This window comes from Porphyromonas pogonae (assembly GCF_036320655.1).
Taxonomy (GTDB): Bacteria; Bacteroidota; Bacteroidia; order Bacteroidales; family Porphyromonadaceae; genus Porphyromonas; species Porphyromonas pogonae.
In genome coordinates this window covers 580,386-600,684 of sequence record NZ_CP143258.1, presented here as the reverse complement: position 1 = coordinate 600,684, position 20,299 = coordinate 580,386, and the positions used below count along the sequence as shown (strand labels likewise).

The 20,299-nt window shown below is 41.8% G+C and carries 13 protein-coding genes and 1 riboswitch; of the genes, 4 read left to right on the top strand and 9 right to left on the bottom strand.

Annotated features, from left to right (window positions below; all coding sequences use genetic code 11):
- Nucleotides 1-178: 178 nt before the first annotated feature.
- The 8 genes from VYJ22_RS02380 to thiS form a co-directional block, all read right to left on the bottom strand.
- Nucleotides 179-1,486 carry an IS5 family transposase gene (locus tag VYJ22_RS02380; protein ID WP_329904827.1) on the bottom strand — a complete coding sequence of 436 codons (1,308 nt, stop codon included), beginning with the start codon at nucleotides 1,484-1,486 and terminating at the stop codon, nucleotides 179-181.
- 268 nt (nucleotides 1,487-1,754) lie between these two features.
- The gene (gene secDF / locus VYJ22_RS02375; RefSeq protein WP_329904826.1) at nucleotides 1,755-4,718 is read right to left on the bottom strand and encodes a protein translocase subunit SecDF; all 2,964 of its coding nucleotides are present in this window, start codon (nucleotides 4,716-4,718) and stop codon (nucleotides 1,755-1,757) included.
- Nucleotides 4,719-4,793: 75 nt separating this feature from the next.
- Nucleotides 4,794-5,525 carry a HesA/MoeB/ThiF family protein gene (locus tag VYJ22_RS02370; protein ID WP_329904824.1) on the bottom strand — a complete coding sequence of 244 codons (732 nt, stop codon included), beginning with the start codon at nucleotides 5,523-5,525 and terminating at the stop codon, nucleotides 4,794-4,796.
- A gap of 20 nt (nucleotides 5,526-5,545) precedes the next feature.
- The gene (gene thiH, locus VYJ22_RS02365; protein ID WP_329904823.1) at nucleotides 5,546-6,655 is read right to left on the bottom strand and encodes a 2-iminoacetate synthase ThiH; all 1,110 of its coding nucleotides are present in this window, start codon (nucleotides 6,653-6,655) and stop codon (nucleotides 5,546-5,548) included.
- Nucleotides 6,656-6,668: 13 nt separating this feature from the next.
- A complete protein-coding gene (locus VYJ22_RS02360; RefSeq protein WP_329904820.1) occupies nucleotides 6,669-7,445 on the bottom strand; it encodes a thiazole synthase in 777 nt (258 codons plus the stop codon).
- 20 nt (nucleotides 7,446-7,465) lie between these two features.
- Nucleotides 7,466-9,421: a thiamine phosphate synthase gene (locus tag VYJ22_RS02355; protein WP_329904819.1), complete on the bottom strand. Its 1,956-nt coding sequence runs from the start codon at nucleotides 9,419-9,421 to the stop codon at nucleotides 7,466-7,468.
- Complete coding sequence (thiC, locus tag VYJ22_RS02350; protein WP_329904818.1) at nucleotides 9,381-11,165, bottom strand: phosphomethylpyrimidine synthase ThiC; 1,785 nt, start codon at nucleotides 11,163-11,165, stop codon at nucleotides 9,381-9,383. Before thiC ends, VYJ22_RS02355 begins: the two co-directional genes overlap by 41 nt.
- Before the next feature lie 40 nt (nucleotides 11,166-11,205).
- A complete protein-coding gene (gene thiS, locus VYJ22_RS02345; RefSeq protein ID WP_329904817.1) occupies nucleotides 11,206-11,406 on the bottom strand; it encodes a sulfur carrier protein ThiS in 201 nt (66 codons plus the stop codon).
- Between the two features lie 69 nt (nucleotides 11,407-11,475).
- A riboswitch (TPP riboswitch) is annotated at nucleotides 11,476-11,575 on the bottom strand.
- 801 nt (nucleotides 11,576-12,376) lie between these two features.
- On the opposite strand from thiS, the gene VYJ22_RS02340 reads away from it, so the two are divergent.
- From VYJ22_RS02340 to VYJ22_RS02325, 4 genes are all read left to right on the top strand, one after another.
- Nucleotides 12,377-14,002 (top strand): BACON domain-containing protein, encoded by a 1,626-nt coding sequence (locus tag VYJ22_RS02340; protein WP_329904816.1) that lies wholly within the window; start codon nucleotides 12,377-12,379, stop codon nucleotides 14,000-14,002.
- 294 nt (nucleotides 14,003-14,296) lie between these two features.
- Entirely contained in the window at nucleotides 14,297-17,050 is a 2,754-nt protein-coding gene (locus tag VYJ22_RS02335; RefSeq protein WP_329904815.1) for a S8 family serine peptidase, read from the top strand.
- A gap of 14 nt (nucleotides 17,051-17,064) precedes the next feature.
- A complete protein-coding gene (locus tag VYJ22_RS02330) occupies nucleotides 17,065-18,015 on the top strand; it encodes a PorV/PorQ family protein (protein ID WP_329904814.1) in 951 nt (316 codons plus the stop codon).
- A gap of 738 nt (nucleotides 18,016-18,753) precedes the next feature.
- Complete coding sequence (locus VYJ22_RS02325) at nucleotides 18,754-18,945, top strand: hypothetical protein (RefSeq protein WP_329904813.1); 192 nt, start codon at nucleotides 18,754-18,756, stop codon at nucleotides 18,943-18,945.
- A 428-nt stretch (nucleotides 18,946-19,373) separates the two neighbouring features.
- Here VYJ22_RS02325 and VYJ22_RS02320 read toward each other — a convergent pair whose 3' ends face one another.
- Nucleotides 19,374-20,123: a copper homeostasis protein CutC gene (locus VYJ22_RS02320; protein WP_329904812.1), complete on the bottom strand. Its 750-nt coding sequence runs from the start codon at nucleotides 20,121-20,123 to the stop codon at nucleotides 19,374-19,376.
- Nucleotides 20,124-20,299: the final 176 nt, after the last annotated feature.

Below are 20,299 nucleotides of genomic sequence, written 5' to 3'. Positions count from 1 at the left end.
ACATTTTTATTACGCAACCACATAGTTTATTTCCAAGTGTCCCGATAACCCTTGATTTGTCAAGCTATCGGGGTTGTTGTTCTATATAACATTCACTCTTTATTTTATTGCCTGAAAATCAGCAACATATCCCTTCCTTAATACGATTGCTCGCATGCGTATACTAAATAGTCGTCCCTTAAAAAGCACATTTCAGCGAAATCCTCTCCATTGGGAGTGTTTCGCTGATTTTGTTTATTAGGTACAAAAGAAGCTTCATGGCTCTTTTGAAGTTATATGCCACTGCAGCTAACATTACATTGATAGCATCCCCGAAGAGCCCTTTGTAAAAGTTACGTCCCAAGCGATAATCTGACTTCAAATGTCCGATAGTTGGTTCTATTCCTGCACGCTTGCAGAAAAGTCGATGCTTCTTTTTACGTTGATAATAACTGTCTTTAGCTTTTGGAGTGTCTGGAATCAATATTTGCGTACTGTTTATTTCTTTTTTCCCACGGTAACCTCTATCTCCGGCCAGTTTCTTAATCCTTTCTCCCGTGAGTCTCTTCACCTGATCGAGGCTTTGCTCTATGGTATGTCCGTCGTACTCATTACGGAAAGAAGAGGCTCCCAAAATCACTCCCGTCATGGAGCGTATAATCGAGACTTTGTTTCCAAACTCATATTTTTTGTGCTCCTTACCTTTACTGATGCATTGAACATCCGGTTCATGAAGAGAATAAATCTTTTGAGTGGAATTACGCCGTTGCGAAAGAATCCTTTCAAAGAGGGAAATGAGTTTGTCGTACTCCCTGTTATTACCCAGGTTTCGTTTAAGTTCCCGAACCAAACGTCCCGCTATTGTTCGTAACCGTTTATCCGCTTTAAGAGCTTTCTTACGGTTCTTGGGATGGTTGCGAAAACGTTGATCCCGATAAATTCTTTTCAATACGAAAGTATAGCTTTGACGAATGGGTAGATTGAGAGCCCTTGCGATTTTGAGAACCTTGCCTACTATCTTCTTATGCAACTTGGCATCTGTAGGATAGGTCACATTCTTTTCCTGCACGGTGGAGTCTATAAAAGCGGTATCGTGGTGATCCTTATCATTTTTGTCATCATTCACACGAATACTTTCTGCAAGAATAAGCTCTATCCCTCTTTCGCCGATACGTTTGCGGAAGTGAACCAGTTCCGAGGCATTGCAGGGAAAGGAAGGAGTAAACTCCTGCATGCCACAAAAATATTGAAAATAAGCGTTCTCACTCCATTGTTCTACAACAGATTCATCTGAAATATTGCGCAAATGCTTGAGAATTAAAAGACCACACATTAAACGAATAGGCTTACCGGGACGACCATTGTCAGGGCAATACAAGGAAGAAAAAGCCTCTTCGAACCTTTTCCAATCGATTTTATGGGAAAGTTTATACAGAGGATGTTGCTGGTTAAGCAAATCGTCCAGTGAAGAGAATAGTGATTGAACTGTTTGAGTAGGGCGTATCATAAAAAAATCTGCAAGTTTCTACATCCAAAGATACAAAAACTTGCAGATTTATCAAAGAATAGAAGAGTGCAATTTGCTGTATATCAGGAAATAAACACGATTTTAAGTGGCGACTATTTACTCGGATTGCAAGGCCTATTGAGTAGCATCTCATAGTTTAGCGGACAGCAATAAAAAAAGGTGAGTCGACTTTTGATCAAGTGACTCACCTTCTTATGTATTAGACTATCTGTAGATAGCCTCTAAAATTACGGCGTATAGGTCAAAATTACTTATTGCCTGTCGCTTTTTGGATGCTTTTCTTTGCCATCTCGTATGCTATAGGTGTCGCTACGAAGAGTGTACAGTAGGTACCGATAATGATACCCAAAAGAATAGCAAAGGTGAAGCTTCTCATAGTAGCACCTCCCATGATGAAGATGATAAACATAACCAAGAAGGTAGTGAATGATGTATTCAACGTACGTGACAAGGTAGAGTTGAGAGCCCCATTGATCACCTCAAAACGGTCAGCATTGGGGTGATTATGTAATTCTTCACGAATACGGTCAAATACAATCACGACGTCATTAATAGCGTATCCGATGATCGCAAGCAATGCTGCAACAAAGTTTTGATCTACCTCCATTGTAAACGGCATCACCTTCCATAATAGTGTATACAGGGCGATAATGCTGAATGTTGTTACTGCTACTGATGCAAATGCACCTACAGAGAATGCTATATTTCGGAAACGTATAAGGATGTAAACAGCCATAAAGAGCATTGCCAAAAGGACGGCAATAATAGCACCCTGCTTGATGTCTTTGGACATGCTGGGGCTCACTTTTTGCGAGCTTACGATATCACTGTCTATAAATTGATCTTTGCTTGGTTGTGATTGGTAAAGCCCCTTTATACCGTCGTAAAGTTTGTCAGTAATCTCATGCTCTATATTTTCGTTTTCGTCTTCGATCTTATAGTTTGTAGATATACGTACCTGATCGCCCTCCGTACCAATCGTGGTTACGATTAGTTTGCCTTCAAACGGTACTTCAAGAGCTTTTCTTACATCGCTATTATTGATCTTTTTATCAAATTTTACGATATAGTTACGTCCTCCCGAGAACTCAATACCTTTATTCAGTCCAATGGCAAAGAATGAAACGAGACCGGCAAGCATGATTATTGCAGGTATAACGTAACCTTTCTTGCGCCATCCGAGGATATTGTAATGGGGGTTTACAAGAATATTCTTACTGAAAGCAGTGGTATAAGTCACATTTTTCAGCTTTCCTTTCTTTTCCAAAGCCTCCGCCACAATACGAGTAAGGAATACTGCAGTAATGAAAGAAGCCACAAGACCTATGATAAGGGTGGTGGCGAAACCACGGATAGGACCTGTACCAAAGAAGAACAACACAAAACCTGTGATGATAGTCGTAAGGTTGGAGTCGAAGATAGCGCTGAAAGCATTACCATAACCATCGGCAATCGCTCTATTCATTGATTTGCCGTTACGCAACTCTTCTTTGATACGCTCGAAAATAAGTACGTTAGCATCAACGGCCATACCCAAGGTCAATACCAAACCGGCAATTCCTGAAAGGGTAAGTACGGCATGGAATGATGCCAAAATACCGAGAGTAAAGAAGCTATTGATAATAAGAGCACCGTCAGCGATGAGGCCTGGAATAACTCCATAAGAGATGCACATATAGATCATAAGTAATAGGAGAGCTACAATGAAAGAGATGACACCAGCATTGATAGACTCTTGTCCGAGAGAAGGACCTACTATATTTTCTTGTTCGATAACAATGGTTGTTTCCATTTTACCGGAGTTGAGTACGTTGGCAAGGTCACTTGCTTCTTCTACAGAGAAGTTTCCTGATATTTGAGAATTGCCTCCAGTGATTTCCTGATTTACATTAGGAGCTGAATAAACGACCCCATCCAATACAATAGCAATGGCTCTGTTAATGTTTTCTTTAGTAAGGCGAGCCCACTTACGAGCACCATCTTCATTCATGCTCATGGAAACCTCAGGTTCGGAGTGACCAAAGTCATTGCGGATATCGCTCTTGGCTGATCTTACTACATCGCCACTAAGATCGGGATCACCGGTTCTGTTGGTGCGTATAGCATAGAGCTCATAATAATCGGTGGGTTTCTTGGTCTTAGGATCTTCCACAGCTTTTGCTCCCCACATAAGAGCAAGGTCTTCACGCATCACTTTTTGCTCTTTTGCTATTTTTAGCAATGAGTCTATGGCATTCATATCCGCTTTGCGAGCTATACCTACAACAGCGCCACCGCGAGACATGGGTGAAAGCTTGCTGAAAAGTGTATTGGTCTTTGACTGTGTATTTTCTTTTACTTCTGTTTTTGCGACTTCTTGCTTTACAGTATCGGATACTTGTGTAGCTACGGAGTCTTTAGCAGAGATAGAATCTGCGGGAGCTGTTGGTTCTTCTACAGAGGCAACTTGTTGAGCAGGGTGTATTGCCATTTCGGTAAGACGGCGATCGGCAGCAGCTAGATCTTCTTGTACTTCTTCGAACTTGTAAGTGCGCCAAAATTGGAGGTTGGCACTTCTTTGGAGAAGTTCACGTACACGCTCGGGATCTTTTACACCGGGCAATTCGACAAGGATACGTCCTTGACCTTCGAGTCTCTGTAAGTTGGGCGCTACTACACCAAAACGGTCGATACGTGTGCGAAGTACGTTGAAAGAAGCATCAATAGCACTGTTATATTTTTCCTTGAGCATCTTTACTACTTCACCATCCGTAGTCTTGGTGTTGATTTGGTCACGCAAGTCACCTGCACCGAAAAGGACTGTGAGTTTTCCGTTGGGGTCGAGTTTTTTGTATTCGCCTACAAACTGGTCGATAAAGTCTTGCTGTGAATTACTTTTTTCAGCCAATTCCAAAGCTTTGGTAAAATTAGGGTCGTCACTCTTATTAGCCAAATTGCGGAGTAGATCGCCCGCATTAAGCTTGAGTATAACGTTCATACCACCCTTCAGGTCAAGACCTAATCCGATTTGTTGAGCGCGTGCCTCTTTAAGGGTATAACCCATCCAAACTTTTTCATTGGCCATAGAGTCCAGATAGGCCATGCCTTTTACAGGTCCCAATTCTTCTGCTCTCTTGTCATATTTTTTAGTTACAAAAGAGAATGAGAGGTAAAAAGCACAGATCAAGGCCAGAGTCGTTGTGATAAAGATCACAAATCCTTTGTTTTGCATCGTTGTCTGTTTATTATTTAGTTTATTTATTGCATATTCACAGTTAGGGTGCAAAGTTAGCGTATTTTTCCGATTTTAATACTCTATAAGCCTAAAGGTTGAGTTTAATCCATCGAATAATAACAGTTTATTGTGCAAAACACCTCTTCTATTCAAAATTATTTTTATTGCCTCGATAGCCTGAAGTGATCCGATTACGCCTGGAAGAGGAGCTATGACAGGGATTCCTTTAGATGTATTTCTTTGTGAATTATCAGGCATAGTCAGGTGCATGAAAGAAGAGTCATATGAGCCGAACACATCAGTATAATAGATAGGCGTAGCAGAATAACCGAATACACTCAACTGTCCTGACCACCCCTCTATACTCCCGTAAATCCAAGGCTTTGAAAGTTCACGGCAGGTAATATCAATAAGATAGCGTGTGGGAGCATTGTCCGTGGCATCTATAACAAGATCATAAAATTTGATTATTTCCGGTGCATTTATTTGGTTTAGATAAGTCGGATAAGTTTCAATGACGCATGCTCTATTAAGCTCTTTCAAACTTTGGCCTGCACATTGGGTCTTGGAGAGTCCCACTTGTGACTCACGATACAAGATTTGACGCTGAAGATTACTCTCCGAAATGGTATCATACTCTACAATACCAACCTTTCCTATCCCTGCACCTACGAGATATTGGAGCGCCGGCGACCCCAGCCCTCCGGCGCCAACTACCAAAACTTTGGCATCAGAGAGTTTTTTCTGCCCTTCTTCTCCTACCTCGTGCAGGCTCAATTGTCTTTCATATCTTGTTTTATTCATTGATCTATATGGGTTGTTATTTACATCCAGCTGTCCCAATCTTTCCACACAGCCTCGTATCCATGGAGACGAAGTGCTCGGGCAAATTCCTCCGGGCTACGAGCATCATTGATAACAAATTGCTCAAGATCTTCATGATGTTCAGCATAGCCACCAGGCTCAGTCTTAGAGCCTGCACTCATAGACGTAATACCTAAAGGAGTAACATGATCACGGAAAGAAGATCCCTCACGGGTGGAAAGAGAGATTTCTACTTCAGGGTCTAATAGTCTGAAAGCTGTAATGAGCTGTACCATGCCTATGTCGTCTATAGGATCTTTGGGTTCCCACCCGCCTGTGGCAGGTCGCAGGCGAGGGAGTGAGATGGAATATTTGGTTCTCCAATACGTCTTTTCAAGATAGCGCAAGTGCAAAGCTGTGAAGAAGGAGTCTGTGCGCCAGTTCTCCAATCCCAGCAAAGCCCCTATTCCGATTTTTTGGATATTGGCACGCCCTATTCTATCGGGAGTCTCGAGTCGATACCTGAAGTTTGATTTTTTCCCCGTAGGGTGATATTGAGGATAAGCTTTTTCGTTATAAGTCTCTTGGTACACACATACGTATCCTACACCTGCATCATGGAGTGAGCGATACTCTTCTGTGGAGAGAGGTTGTACCTCTAATGATATTTGAGAGAAATGAGGCCTTACCCTTCGCACCATCTCTTCATAATAGTCGGCACTTGTAGCCACTTCCGCTTCGCCTGATACCAAGAGTAGATGTTTATAGCCCAAGCGTAGTATAGCCTCTACCTCGCGATCGACCTCCTCAACTGTCAGTTTACGACGATGAATCTTATTATGCCTGTTGAATCCGCAATACACACAGGCATTAGTACAGATATTAGAGAGGTAGAGGGGAATATACATTTGCATAGTGTAGCCGAAACGCTCTACCGTCAAGCGGTGTGCTTCCTGAGCCATGGGCTCCAGATAAGGTATGGCAGCCGGAGAAATAAGTGCAGCAAAGTCATTGAGATCTCGTCGGGAATGGCTCAGTGCCACTTCCACATCATGAGCATTGCAATTAGCGATACGATGCTCCACTTCATCCCAATCATATTTCCTGAGTTCATTATAAAAAGTATTCATGATATCAGGATATTTATTTGATATTGAGAAATGATGTGAGAGGAGAACTTGCTTGTGCTTCATCTTTTATTGGAGCTAGTTTGGCCTCATAAGCCATACGCCCGGCTTGTACGGCAAGACTGAAGGCTCGGGCCATGGCTACAGGATCTTGGGAAGCAGCAATCGCGGTATTGACCAACACAGCATCTGCCCCCATCTCCATAGCTTGAGCCGCATGCGAGGGTCTGCCTATCCCCGCATCCACGACTACAGGCACTCTGGACTGTTCTATAATAATACGTAAGAAGTCTTTGGTCTTGATCCCTTTGTTACTTCCAATAGGAGCACCAAGTGGCATCACAGTAGCAGCTCCTGCATCCTCCAGATGTTTGCACAGAATAGGGTCTGCTTGTACATAAGGCATTACGATAAACCCGCGTTTGGCGAGCTCCTCTGTCGCTTTGAGCGTCTCTATCGGATCAGGCAAGAGATATTTGGGGTCCGGGTGTATCTCCAGTTTCAGCCAGTCAGTTTCCAACGCTTCTCGGGCAAGCTCAGCGGCCAATACAGCTTCTTGGGCAGTCCTGACTCCTGAGGTATTGGGTAAGAGGTTTACCAAAGGCTGCTTGACCGATCTTACCAAGTCATCTTGTCCTCCCTCATGCGCATCAACTCTCTTAAGAGCCACAGTTACTAGTTCCGAGCCGGAGGCTACGATAGCGTGTGACATCTTCTCGACCGATGAGAACTTACCTGTGCCCAAGAACAACCGAGAGTTAAATAGCTTTCCGGCAATTTCCAATGTTTCCATAATTCGTGTATCTTCTGTTTTTAGCCTAAAGGTGAAAAATCGTCATTATTTATCTTTCTTATAATACAGCCACTCACGGCTATACCTTCTATTCCGGTGGCTCTGATGGGTGAGATGTCCCCTTCTTCTATTCCTCCAATAGCAAACGCAGGAATAAATATCCGTTCCTTTAACATCTCTTGTGCAATGTGTTTGTAACCCTCAAGTCCCAGAATGGGTGCAAGATTCTTCTTTGTGTCGGTGAATCTGAATGGGCCTACACCTACATAATCAGCACCCAAAGCTTCGGCGCGCTTGATATCTTCAAAAGTATTACATGTAGCTCCTATAATCTTATTTGCCCCGAGTAGTGCACGTGCCTTCGTGATGCTGCCATCGTTGCGCCCCAAGTGCACGCCATCTGCATCAGATTGGTGAGCTATATGTATACGGTCATTGATTATCAATAGAGCATCATACTGAGCACAGATCTCTTTGGCACGATAAGCGACACACAACATCTCATCATCTGAAGCCTCTTTCATCCTCAGTTGTATCCAGCGTATCCCCATGCGGCATGCTTTCTCAATTTGCTCGCACTCTTCTTGGATATCTGTCCCATTTGTAATAAACTGTAGTTTCACGTTGTGAAGTTTGAGAAGAGAAGAGTTCATCTCTTGTTTTCGATGATATGCCAGCAAGCTTTCATTGCTTCTCATCAGTGCAGACACATACCTTTGTGCACTATCGGAAGCTATTCTAAGGGAACATCCGCCTGCCCAAGCAGAGGCAAATGCTGTACTATGGGCACAACCCGTACCATGCTTAGGGTATCCGCTCCGAAGCACGGTAGTATGATAGACAAAATCAGCCGTAATAAGTTTGTCGGCTACAGTATTACCTTCGGCATGCCCCCCTTTGAGTACTATGGCGATATGATGCGTGGCTGCCAACTGCTGAAGTTCAGATTCGGATATCTTATCTCCTGCAATCTCTTCCATTTCGGGGAGATTAGGTGTGAGCACATCTATCTTATCCAATATCTGAGGGAGCAGATCTCTCTCTCGCTCAAAGACGAAGCCGGTAGATGAGGCAAAGATAGGATCCCATACAATACGTATAAGTGGAAATGCATCCCGAACCCCATCAATAATACCAAGCAAAACTGACAGATTTTCGATCAGACCTATCTTACAAACGATAGGATGAGCTCTTCCTCTCAAGACATCGACTTGCTTCATGATATCTTCTTTGGAAAGCCAGTTACACCCTTCGAAGACCTCTGTGCTTTGGTAAGTCACGCCTGTACATATATTATACCCATAGCTTCCGGTCTGCTCCGCTACCTTGATATCAGCAGATATACCGGCTCCGGCAGTAGGGTCTAGGCCACCCACCAACAGCACCTCAGGAGTAGCCAGCCTACGCCATCGCATTATTGCCTCTTGCGGGTTGCTCCAGACATATCCGAGTACAGCTACTCCTTCAAATCCCATAGCCATGGTATCCGCTATGGTTTCGGGAGTGATACCCCCCAATGCCCATACGGGGACTGTGCTTTGTGCGATAACATGCGTGGCTGAAGAGGCATCAAATGCTGACACATACCCGGGCTTGGATATGCTGTCGTACATAGGACTGAGAAAACAATAATCAATCTGAAAAGGAATACTCATGATTTCTTCAGCCGAATGACAAGAAGCAGATACCGTGACGCCTTCATCCGTCAAAGGGCGAGTAGTCATTGATTGCCATTTGGCGGTAGAAAGATGTATCCCTCCCAGCTTATAATCATCGGCAAGATGAAAATAATCGTGTATCACTACTCTTCTCCTATAACAATAGGCCACAGCTTCTATGACGCGCCTGTAATCCCCCTCAGAAGCCGTGTGAAGGCGCAAGTGTAGACGCTCCAACCCGGCTGTAAAAAGGCTGTTGAGTGTGAATATCCACTCACTACTCGGGATCGGAGGTGTGATTACTATGATTCGTTTCATCATTTTTTATTTTTCGGCGAAAAGCCATGTTGGCACGCATTGAGCAGAAGTGCTCGCCACACATAGAGCAGAAGTGAGCTTCTTTGTGCCCTTCGTCAGGTAATGTTTGATCATGAAATGATAAGGCCTTTTCGGAGTCGAGTGCCAGATGGAACTGATCTTTCCATCTAAACTCAAATCTAGCCTTACTCATCATATAGTCTCGGAAGTAGGCCGTAGGATGTCCTTTGGCAAGATCTGCTGCATGAGCAGCCATCTTGAAGGTGATTACACCTTCCTTCACATCATCTCTGTTTGGAAGACCGAGATGTTCCTTGGGGGTAACGTAGCATAACATCGATGTGCCCATCCATCCGATCATAGCCCCTCCTATTGCTGATGTAATGTGGTCATAGCCTGGTGATATGTCTGTAACAATGGGACCCAAGGTATAGAAAGGAGCTTCATGGCATGTTTCCAATTGTAATTCCATGTTTTCTTTGATCTTGTGCATAGGCACATGCCCGGGACCCTCTATGAGTACCTGTACATGGTGCTTCCAAGCGATCTCGGTAAGCTCTCCCAGTGTACGCAACTCAGCAAATTGGGCTTCGTCATTGGCATCATGGATACAGCCGGGTCTCAACCCGTCACCCAGTGATATGGCAACGTCATACCGCGCCAAGATCTCGCAGATCTCTTCAAAATGTTCGTAGATAAAACTCTCTTGCTTGTGTATTGTACACCAGTTGGCAATAATGGATCCGCCACGAGATACGATACCGGTAACGCGTTCCAAGGTAAGAGGAATATGATGCCAACGCAAACCGGCATGTATGGTGAAATAGTCCACACCCTGCTCAGCTTGCTCTATGAGCGTGTCTCTAAAGAGTTCCCAAGTAAGTTTAGTGGTGTTACCTTTCACTTTTTCCAATGCTTGGTATAGTGGTACGGTTCCTATTGGTACAGGAGAATTTCGGATGATCCATTCACGTGTCTCATGGATGTGTTGTCCTGTAGACAAGTCCATTACGGTATCCGCACCCCAGCGTGTCGCCCATACAGCCTTCTCTACCTCTTCATCTATTCCTCCTGTTACGGGAGAGTTTCCGATATTGGCATTGATTTTGACCAGGAAGTTACGTCCGATAATCATAGGCTCACTTTCCGGATGATTGATATTCGCCGGTATAATAGCACGTCCCGCAGCTATTTCATCGCGAACAAAAGCCGGTGTAATACGAGCAGGAATATTTGCTCCCTTAGGGTCGCCTTTGTCTATGGTGTATTTTGTTTTGATTTGATCGATGAGCTGATTCTCTCGGATAGCTACAAACTCCATTTCCGGCGTGATAATCCCTTGTCGTGCATAGTACATTTGGGTAACACATTTATTTTTTGCAATGAGCGGAGTGGTGCACACGTGTTCGAACCTAAGTTTGTCAAGAGACTTATCTGCATGTCTCATACGTCCGTATTCTGATGACAGGCCCTCAAGTTTTATAGTATCTTTACGCTCTACAATCCATTTTTCTCTTATTTTAGGTAGACCTTTTCGCAGATCCACGTGGTATTCCGGATCAGTATATGGCCCGGATGTATCATATACTACAATACTTTCATTGTGTTCGGTAGTCCCATCTTCCAGCCGAGTATCAGAGAGGTTAATTCGGCGCATAGGTACATGGATATCGTGCATATCTCCTTGTACATATATTTTTTCGGAGCCGGGCAGAGGCTGAGATATTACTTGTGTTGATTTCATTAGGTTGAACTTATTTTTAATATGTATTAGGCTTTTCGTTTTATCCTCCGTATGTCGCTTGTATTACTACGACTTCATCACCGTCATGCAATGCATACTCATCCCTCAGACTACGTTTCACAATTTTGTTGTTTACGGCTACGGCCACGTGCATATCTTGTATCCGGCGATCTTGCAATAGTAATCCCAAGGTGTAGCCGTCAGGATACTCTACTGATTGATCATTATATTTGATGTTCATGAAAATCTTACCTCCTTTGTTTAAGTTTCTATTTGACTCGTGTTCGGGAGGCTCCTGCGGTTGCAGTATGGTAAAGAATATCACTACTACCTACGCCGGTACTAACCGGATCAGGTTATAGGGTATGATCTCAGCCAATGTCTATGCATCGGCACCCCCGAGTTATTATATGGAAACAAAGATAAGCTAATACCTGTAGAAAAACCAATATTTCAAGTTCAAAATATATCACAGGAGGATATTTCAAGGGAAATATGATTATTTCAGGATAGCTTTACAATTGACATTTTGTCAAAAACGCAAATTCGAAATACCATTAGTTGCCTCTCTAAATTGCATCACTGAATACACATATTATTATAGAGTTCAATTTTCGAAATTCTTTGTAGTTATAGGTCTTGTTTTGGTAGTTAGTATTATTTTAGAGTAATTGAGTGTAAAAAGGATTATATCCGTACGTTCTAAGTGCCATTTGTAAGAATTATTCTGTTTTTTATATCTTTTTTATTGTCCATATCAAAAATATACTTACATTTATAAAAGTTAATTGATCTTAGAATTAACACACAAAATAACCGGTTATTTTTATATAAAATATGCATTGTGATGAACAAGATTAAGGGATTAAGCCACCCTATATCATTAAGACATCACACATGATAAAGTATTATTTTTTAATTTAAAAAATCGGCTGACTAAAGCTATACCTTTACATCTGTTATATATCATTTATTTCATCCTTAATTATAAAAGGACCTCTTGACCATTGCATAGTACCTTATTCATATGCACAATAAAATTTACTTATTTCCCTAAATAAGTAAAAACCTCTTACAATGATTTTAATGCCTAATTCGTGAAGGTCAGGTATTATCTCTAAAAATCATTTCTATACCGTATGTTCATGGTTATTCAGCACTCTATTTTAGAAAGTTTAAAGAGAAATAATTCTTTTAAATCAAAAAAGCACATGAAATCAAAATTACAGTTTCTATTAGGCCTAATGACGATGATGTTTTTCGTCTCGTCATGCTCTGAGGACAACAGCTACGAAGAAGCAAGCCTCAAAGTGTCAGAGAACACAATGCAATTTACCAAAGAAGCCTCCGAAAAAGTTCTCTCAATCCAGACAAACAAAAGTCAGTGGGTTGCCATGTCTCCTCAAGAAGGATCATGGATCGAGCTTGTACAAGAAGGCAGTAACCTGAAAGTAAAAGTTACGCCTAATACCCTGGGCATGGAAAGAAAAGGCGTGATCATGATTACTTCCGGAGATGCCGCGGTAAAAGTAGAGGTAAAACAAAGTGCAGCGGATATTATTTTGGGTACTACACCTGAAGATCTTAAAATCAGCAGTAAGGGTGGAGAAATGAAGGTCGAAATTAGCTCTAACAGCAAAGATCTTAAAGTCGAAACAGATGGAACAGCAGAGTGGCTCTCTGTAAAGTATGTTGCAGGTCAATCAACCTTTGTACTTTCGGCAAAAGAGAATAAAGAGAAAACTGACCGCATGGCCAAAGTTATCGTTACGGCAGGCAAAGTAATAAAAGAAGTAAAAGTAATACAGGCCGGTATACCTTACTACATTTTACCATTGTTGCAATATCCGGCTTCACTGGTTGATGTTGCTGCTTTTGAAAAGGAAAGAGATGGTATTTTAATCAAGACTCCTGATGGCTTATTCAACAGAACAGCATTCCGCTTTGGTACCACAAGCAAGGTGATGCCTTTCTTGGAATACAATTTCGATGAAAATGCTCCAATGTATAAAAATGCAGTAGTAGTTTCATTAGATGCTAAAGTAATGCAAGGTGCGGAATTTGACCAATTCATGACATCAAATGGCTTTGTAAAAGGTGCCGGTGATAAGACCAAGCAACTATACACTAACGAGAAGATGTCATTTACAGCATTAGTTATGTTCCCTTCAACCGGTGGTGCTCAAATGTTAATTCAGTATATACCGAAACAACCTAAACCATACGAAACATTCAAGACCTTCCCGCTTGAAAAGCAACTCCCATGGTTAGCAGACAGAACCGGAGGAGTTCACGGACAAAAACAGCCTATTATTGAAGCATACGAAAAAACTACGAGTTCAGTATTAGATGAAAATATTAGTAAAAAACCCGAGTTCTATTGGTACAACCTAAATGCAACGGAGAAGCCTTTACTCGCCAGAGCATATTGGTTTATCAAAGCTGGAGGGGATGACAATATACCAGCCAATGATCCATTCATAAATGAATTAGAAGCCACTCGTGTTATTGCAAATAATATTAATCTGGCATTCTGGGAGTTTAGCGGTGGTTATATGATGACTAATGAGTTTAAAGCATTAGTTGAGAAAGAAGGGTTTGAATATAAATACATCAATAAAGGCACATTTATATTCTATAATAAAGCAAAGACAATAGTTCTTGCAGCTAAGCCTGTAAAATTCAAAGATTATAATAACGGAGAGATCGTTTTGGATCTTCAAGCATTTAAGATGAAATTGAAGGAAAGCTCAGTTGCACAATTCATGAACTACAAGAAACATCTATCAAGCCAAAACAACGAAATGGATGTTATCATGAAGAAATTAAAGAAGTAAATTTTTCACATTTTAAAATCAAATGAAAATGATATAGTTTGTTCTGTGCTTTTGGTCTGAAAGGAGGCATAGTTTCCCGTCGATTTTCAGTCAAAAGCACAGAATCTTCAAACTCAAATATGTTTTCCTTTCTCATTCATGAGTAATTGTTCAGAATTAAACACACCTGCCTTTGCTTTTGCCAACTTACAATATTGATTTTATCGTGAGGTTTGATTTCGGACACCAACTTATGTTACACTATTTATCATGAGAAATATTATTGTCTGCATATAACAAAATACGGTCTCTCTTATGAAAAAAAATATACTTTATGCTATTGGTTTTACATCGCTGCTTATCACATCCTCTTGTAGCCGGGATCAAGAGCTTAGCACTATGAATCCTGACCAAAGCAGTACAGAACTTAGGGCATCATCAGCTACAGATTTATCCGGGACAGGAATGCCCGGTATTATGTACGTCAGGTTGTCAGACAACGCCGTCGACAAACTTGATATAGATACATCAGGCAAAGTGTCTATGAGAAGTGTATCTTCTACTATGAGCACTACACTCTCAACACTCGGTGCTACGAATGTAGAACGCCTCTTTACTCCTGATCCCAGATTTGAAGAACGCATGCACAAAGCCGGTCTCGATGAATGGTATGTAGTCAGGTTTGATCCGACCAAAAACCTCGAAGAAGCAATTACTTTGATGAGTAAGGTACAAGATGTAGAGCTGGTAGAGAAGTCTTATGCCACAGAGATGATTGATACAAAATACACTGCAATCAACAATGACGCACTACCCACGGCTAAAGCGATGCCTTTCAATGATCCCCAATTGATCAAACAATGGCACTATGACAACCAAGGCTTATATCCCAAAAGTGTTGCAGGAGCAGATATAAACCTATTTGAAGCATGGAAAACTACTGTGGGAGATCCCAAGGTTATCGTTGCTGTTGTAGATGGAGGTATTGATTACACCCACGAAGATCTGAAAGACAACATGTGGATCAACCAAAAAGAACTCAATGGAAAAGCCGGAGTAGATGATGATGATAATGGCTATGTAGATGATATTTACGGGTTCAACTTTATTCATCAAAATGGTTCTATTTATCCCGATGTTAGCTCCCATGGAACACACGTAGCCGGTACAATAGCTGCTCGCAATAATAATGGCATTGGTGTGTGTGGCATTGCGGGAGGAGATGCTACCAAAGCAGAAGCTACGGGAGTACGATTAATGACCTGTCAAAAGTTTGGCAAAAAAAATGAAGCAGGAGAGGCTGCAAATGCATACGTATATTCGGCTAATAATGGTGCTGTGATCAGTCAAAACTCTTGGGGATATACCTATCCGGGGCCAATCAACTTGCCGGAACACATCCGTGTAGCAATTGATTATTTTACCGATTATGCCGGATGTGATAAGGATGGCAATCAGCTTGCCAACTCCCCCATGAAAGGAGGGCTTGTAATCTTCGCAGCGGGTAATGATGATAAAGATTATGTTTCTTGGCCGGGAGCTTACCCAAGAGTCGTAGGAGTATCTGCTATGGCTCCTAACTGGAAAAAAGCATGGTACACCAACCGCGGAGACTGGGTGGATATTATGGCTCCGGGTGGAGACCAATATTTTCCACAAGGAGAAGTTCTCAGTACATTAGCTCCATCTATTACGGGAGGCAAAGGCTATGGTTATATGCAAGGTACATCTATGGCGTGTCCGCATGTTTCGGGCATAGCAGCACTCGTTGTATCTAAGTTTGGAGGCAAGGGATTTACCAACGAGATGTTGAGAAAACGCATATTGGGAGCTCTGAGGCCTATGAATATTGATGAGCAGAATGTAGGCTTTGAAGGTCGGTTGGGTGTTGGTTACATCGATGCCGGAGCAGCTTTTGCAGAAAATAAAAATAAAAAGCCACAGCAGGTAGCTGGAATGACTGCAGAGGCGAGTTACGTTAATATTAAGCTGAAATGGAAAACCGTAGCAGATGAAGATGATGTTACAGCTGCCATTTACAATATATACATAAGTGACCAACCTCTCAATGAAAACAATTATAAATCAGTGGCTCCGATCAAGATCAATGGATTCGGATTTAAGGTAGGTACAGAGCTAGGCTATGAATTTACAAGCCTTAAGCAAGATACTCATTATTATTTTGGAATTGAAGCTGTGGATCGTTGGGGACTGACCTCAAAACCTGCGTTTGCACAATTTAAAACCCTGAAGAATAATCCCCCTATAATCTTGGGCTTCCCACAAAAACCAATCAGAGTTAGTGGAGCCAACATTGCAAGATTCCAACTCAATGTGTCCGATCCGGATAAGCATCATATAATAATCAATGTCGAAGGTGAAGACAGAGGAGTATCATATTCTATCGAAAATAACAAAATCAATTTCAGTATTCGAGCAATAGCTCCGGTAGGTAAATATACTATCAAAGTCATAGCTCGTGATGAGATAGGAGCAGAGATAGTCGCTGAAGTCCCATTTGAGGTCTTTACTTACAATCCGCCCAGATTGCTTGGTAACATAAAACCTATGATTGTGGGAACACAGCAAAAGACTAAAGTACTTGACTTGGTTCCGCTATTCAGCCATGAAAGTGATCAAAAGTTACAATTCAAGGCTTCTTCTGCAAACGGATCTGTAGCATCTGTTGCAGTTAGCGAAGATGGTAAACTTTTACTTACAGCACATCAGAATGGAACCACAAACATCAAAGTGACCGCTACTGATGGTGTGAGTGACCCTGTAGAAACCTCTTTTGAAGTACGTGTAGTACCCAATAGTGATGATGCTGTATATGTAGTGTATCCGATACCTGTAGTAAAACAACTGAATGCTGTGGTAAATCCCGACATCAAGCGAGCCAATTTCGTAGTGGTTAGCTCTATGGGACAAGAGGTATTCAACCGCAGTTATGATATCAATGGTATGAACCTCGTAACACTGAGCCTTTCCAAGCTAGTGCCGGGTAGCTACACATTGATTGTAACTTCAGAAAAGGCTACATACAAGAAGAATTTTGTAAAACTCTAATCCCATCCTGAATTATGAAAGTAAAATATATCATTCTTTTAGCATCATTCATAGCTGTAAGCCTCGGAGCAAATGCTCAGCAAGGCCGACCATTGCCTATTCTCGATCAGAATCCGGATGCTCGCTCCGGTGCCATGGGAGGGAATATCTTCGGGGAGACATCTTCATCGTACATCTACATCAATCCCACTTCACTTCTCTACAAAGATGTTACGTGGAATGTGACTTTAGGTGCAAAAGGATTCTCAAAGATGGTCGATTCCGACAGGCCTATTCTGTATAATATTAACGGTGCTTATCGCTGGGGGGATCATGCTTTTTTTGCTGGTTACCGTTATTTAGGCGGACAGAAATACACTCCTATCAATGAGATGGGCGTGGAGAAAAAAGAAGTAAAGCCCTACGATTGGACTATCGATTTAGGTTATGCTTATAAGTTCAATGACAATATATCGGCCTATGGAAGCATGTCTATAGTCTATAGCTACATTGGCAAGAAAGCACAGACTGTAGCCTTCAATATAGGTGCTTTCTACCGCAATACCTTCACCATGTCTGATATGGAATTTGATTATGTTGTAGGTATTAAGGGGATGAACATGGGTCCCAAGATTGATTATGGCAAAAAATACAGCTCTGCTAACTTACCTGCTTCATTTGGTGGCGGTGGTGAGATAGGTATGGAATTTGCCACTGTACACCGTGTAAGTCTTGCCGGTGGTATGCAATACTTCTACTTGCCTAAGAAAGCCAAAGCATTCTCTGCAAATATCGGAGGCGAATATTCTTTTGGCAAAATGATCTTTGCACGTGCAGGTTATAACTATCAGGAACACGATATGAGTCACTTTGCTTTCGGTGCGGGAGTAGCCTATAAGATGCTGCGTCTCGATGGTTCTTATCATACAAAAGCCAACGATAATGCACCCAAAGCTGCAATAATTACCCTTGGGGTAAGTTTTTAAATTTCTAATCAATTATTCCTAAGAGGAGAGCCGTGGGGAAAGAGCAGTCCCTACGGCTCTCTATTTTTATAGAATTTTTGCATGGCTGCAATAAAAATGAATAGTGAAAACATACATCGACAATTATATTTTCCACCGGCATTTGAGATTTGGAACTATACCGTTACAGATGCTATCATTGGTATTCATCTCTAAAATGCCCTATCATCTTGACATAATGTCAAAATAAACCGCTTTTACTTAAATAGCCCTGAAATACGCAACGGTATATACACAAGTATATTAAATAAATTTCTTAATTTTTGATAAGGCTCAGAATTTATCGAGTCTTAGTTACAATTATACGCTTATTTATACAAAGTCTAAATAAGAATCCTCTATTTTGAGTATCAGAATCGACCTGAAATACGTGCTAAATAAATCTGCGGCTATACTTTTCCCTCCAAAATGAATAATGGTAAAATATGCCGCGGTATTATTCTATTTCTTTACCTTGCACACCAATTTTGTGAGGATAGAATTTGAGATCAAAATTTCACCATAATAGGATCACCATGCGCCCTGACTGCACGCTGGTTGGCTTGTATTACGTATCAAAATTTCACCATAATAGGATCACCATGGGTATACGATAAGTCTAATGACCTATTATGATAAGTCAACCGACTTGATACGATAAGTCGATTGTCCGTATACGATAAGTCAGCTGACTCTATACGATGAATCAGCCAACTTATTATGATACGTCACAGAGGGGGCAGATGCGGGGTTGTTGATGTTTCAGTAAGTAATGTACAGAAGTATCAGAGCGGTTATGCCCGGTATGATACTTCTCAGCTTGTATCATTCACTGAGGAGGCAAAGACTTGCCCCATAGGAGGTGAGGAACGGCAATCGAGTCAGATGCATACACCCTGTATATCCCTCTAAGGATAAGCTCTTGTCTGGACAAGGATGTAAAGTATTTATCGTCATAACTCTTTTTTTGTAATAATGTAATTCGTGGGATGTAAATGGGGCAATCACAAAGATACAACATGTACACCCCTTTGTCAAGAGCTCTAACATAGAGAAACAAAGCTGGAACACATGGTCCAATGCTTTGTGCCCGAAATTGACAAAATGATAGTTATACGAGTTAGCGGGGAGAAGTAGTGCACCTTTTAATTAGCAGTGCATCGTGAGACACATTCTTTGAAACAAATCCATAAACCAACCTATTACAGATAATACTCCTTTTATTGAGCATAAACGCTCTGATCCATTGATATGCTATTTCTTTAGTTCTTTTTGCCGGTAGACTCTCTTGTTAGGTTGGAATTCCAACGATATATTTTAATGTGAGGAATGGAGCATTCTTATAACTTCTTCAAGATATCTACCGTTTGCTCCACGAGAAAAGCATCAGTAACGGGAAGTCGGTATTCATCGATCATAACCGTTCCCCCCATACTTACTTCCCGACGGCGAAACTTCATAGGGCTCTCCATATTGGAGCGTAAGGACGTATGAAATTGGGTGATACCCGTGCGTCTTGCCAACTCAGCTATATTAGCAGCTCTCACGCCACACCCCGCCATAATACCAATACGTCCCTGAGATTGTCGTACGAGATCGGTCAGCAAATCCACACCCTCCGGAGCTGTAGGAGCACATCCCGAAGTAAGCACACGATGAAAGCCGTCATCAATGAGCCGTTCTAATACTTCCGTGGGGTAACGGCACATGTCAAAGGCCCTGTGAAAGGTAACTTGCATCCCCTTAGCTTTACTCATGAGTAAACGATTGGCATAAGCATCATAATTACCATCTGTATCCAAACAACCAAATACCACACCATCAGCGCCCAGTGAGCGAGCTACCTCTATATCATAAGCCATAGCATCGAGTTCCGAAGGCGAATAACAGAAATCGCCTGCACGGGCACGGATAATGACGTGAATAGGTATCTTGATAAGCTTACGAGCTTCTCTAATCTCCCCAGCCGATGGTGTAGTACCACCCTCAGGTATCCCTGCGCAGAGCTCCACACGTGTAGCTCCTCCCCTCTCCGCCTCCACACAGCTAAGAGCCGAATTGGCACAAATTTCGAGTTGAAAATTATCCATTCTGATACTTTTATAATGAGTGAATTAAAACATTGGGTAGAAAAGATTATAATTCCTACCTGATAACAAATGTAAATATAAAATTTTACTGTATTTTTGATTGTTATTGGGTTAATTGTCTTAAAAAAAGTAGGAACAGACGATGTCGATTAGAAATACTTTACCACTCACGTTAC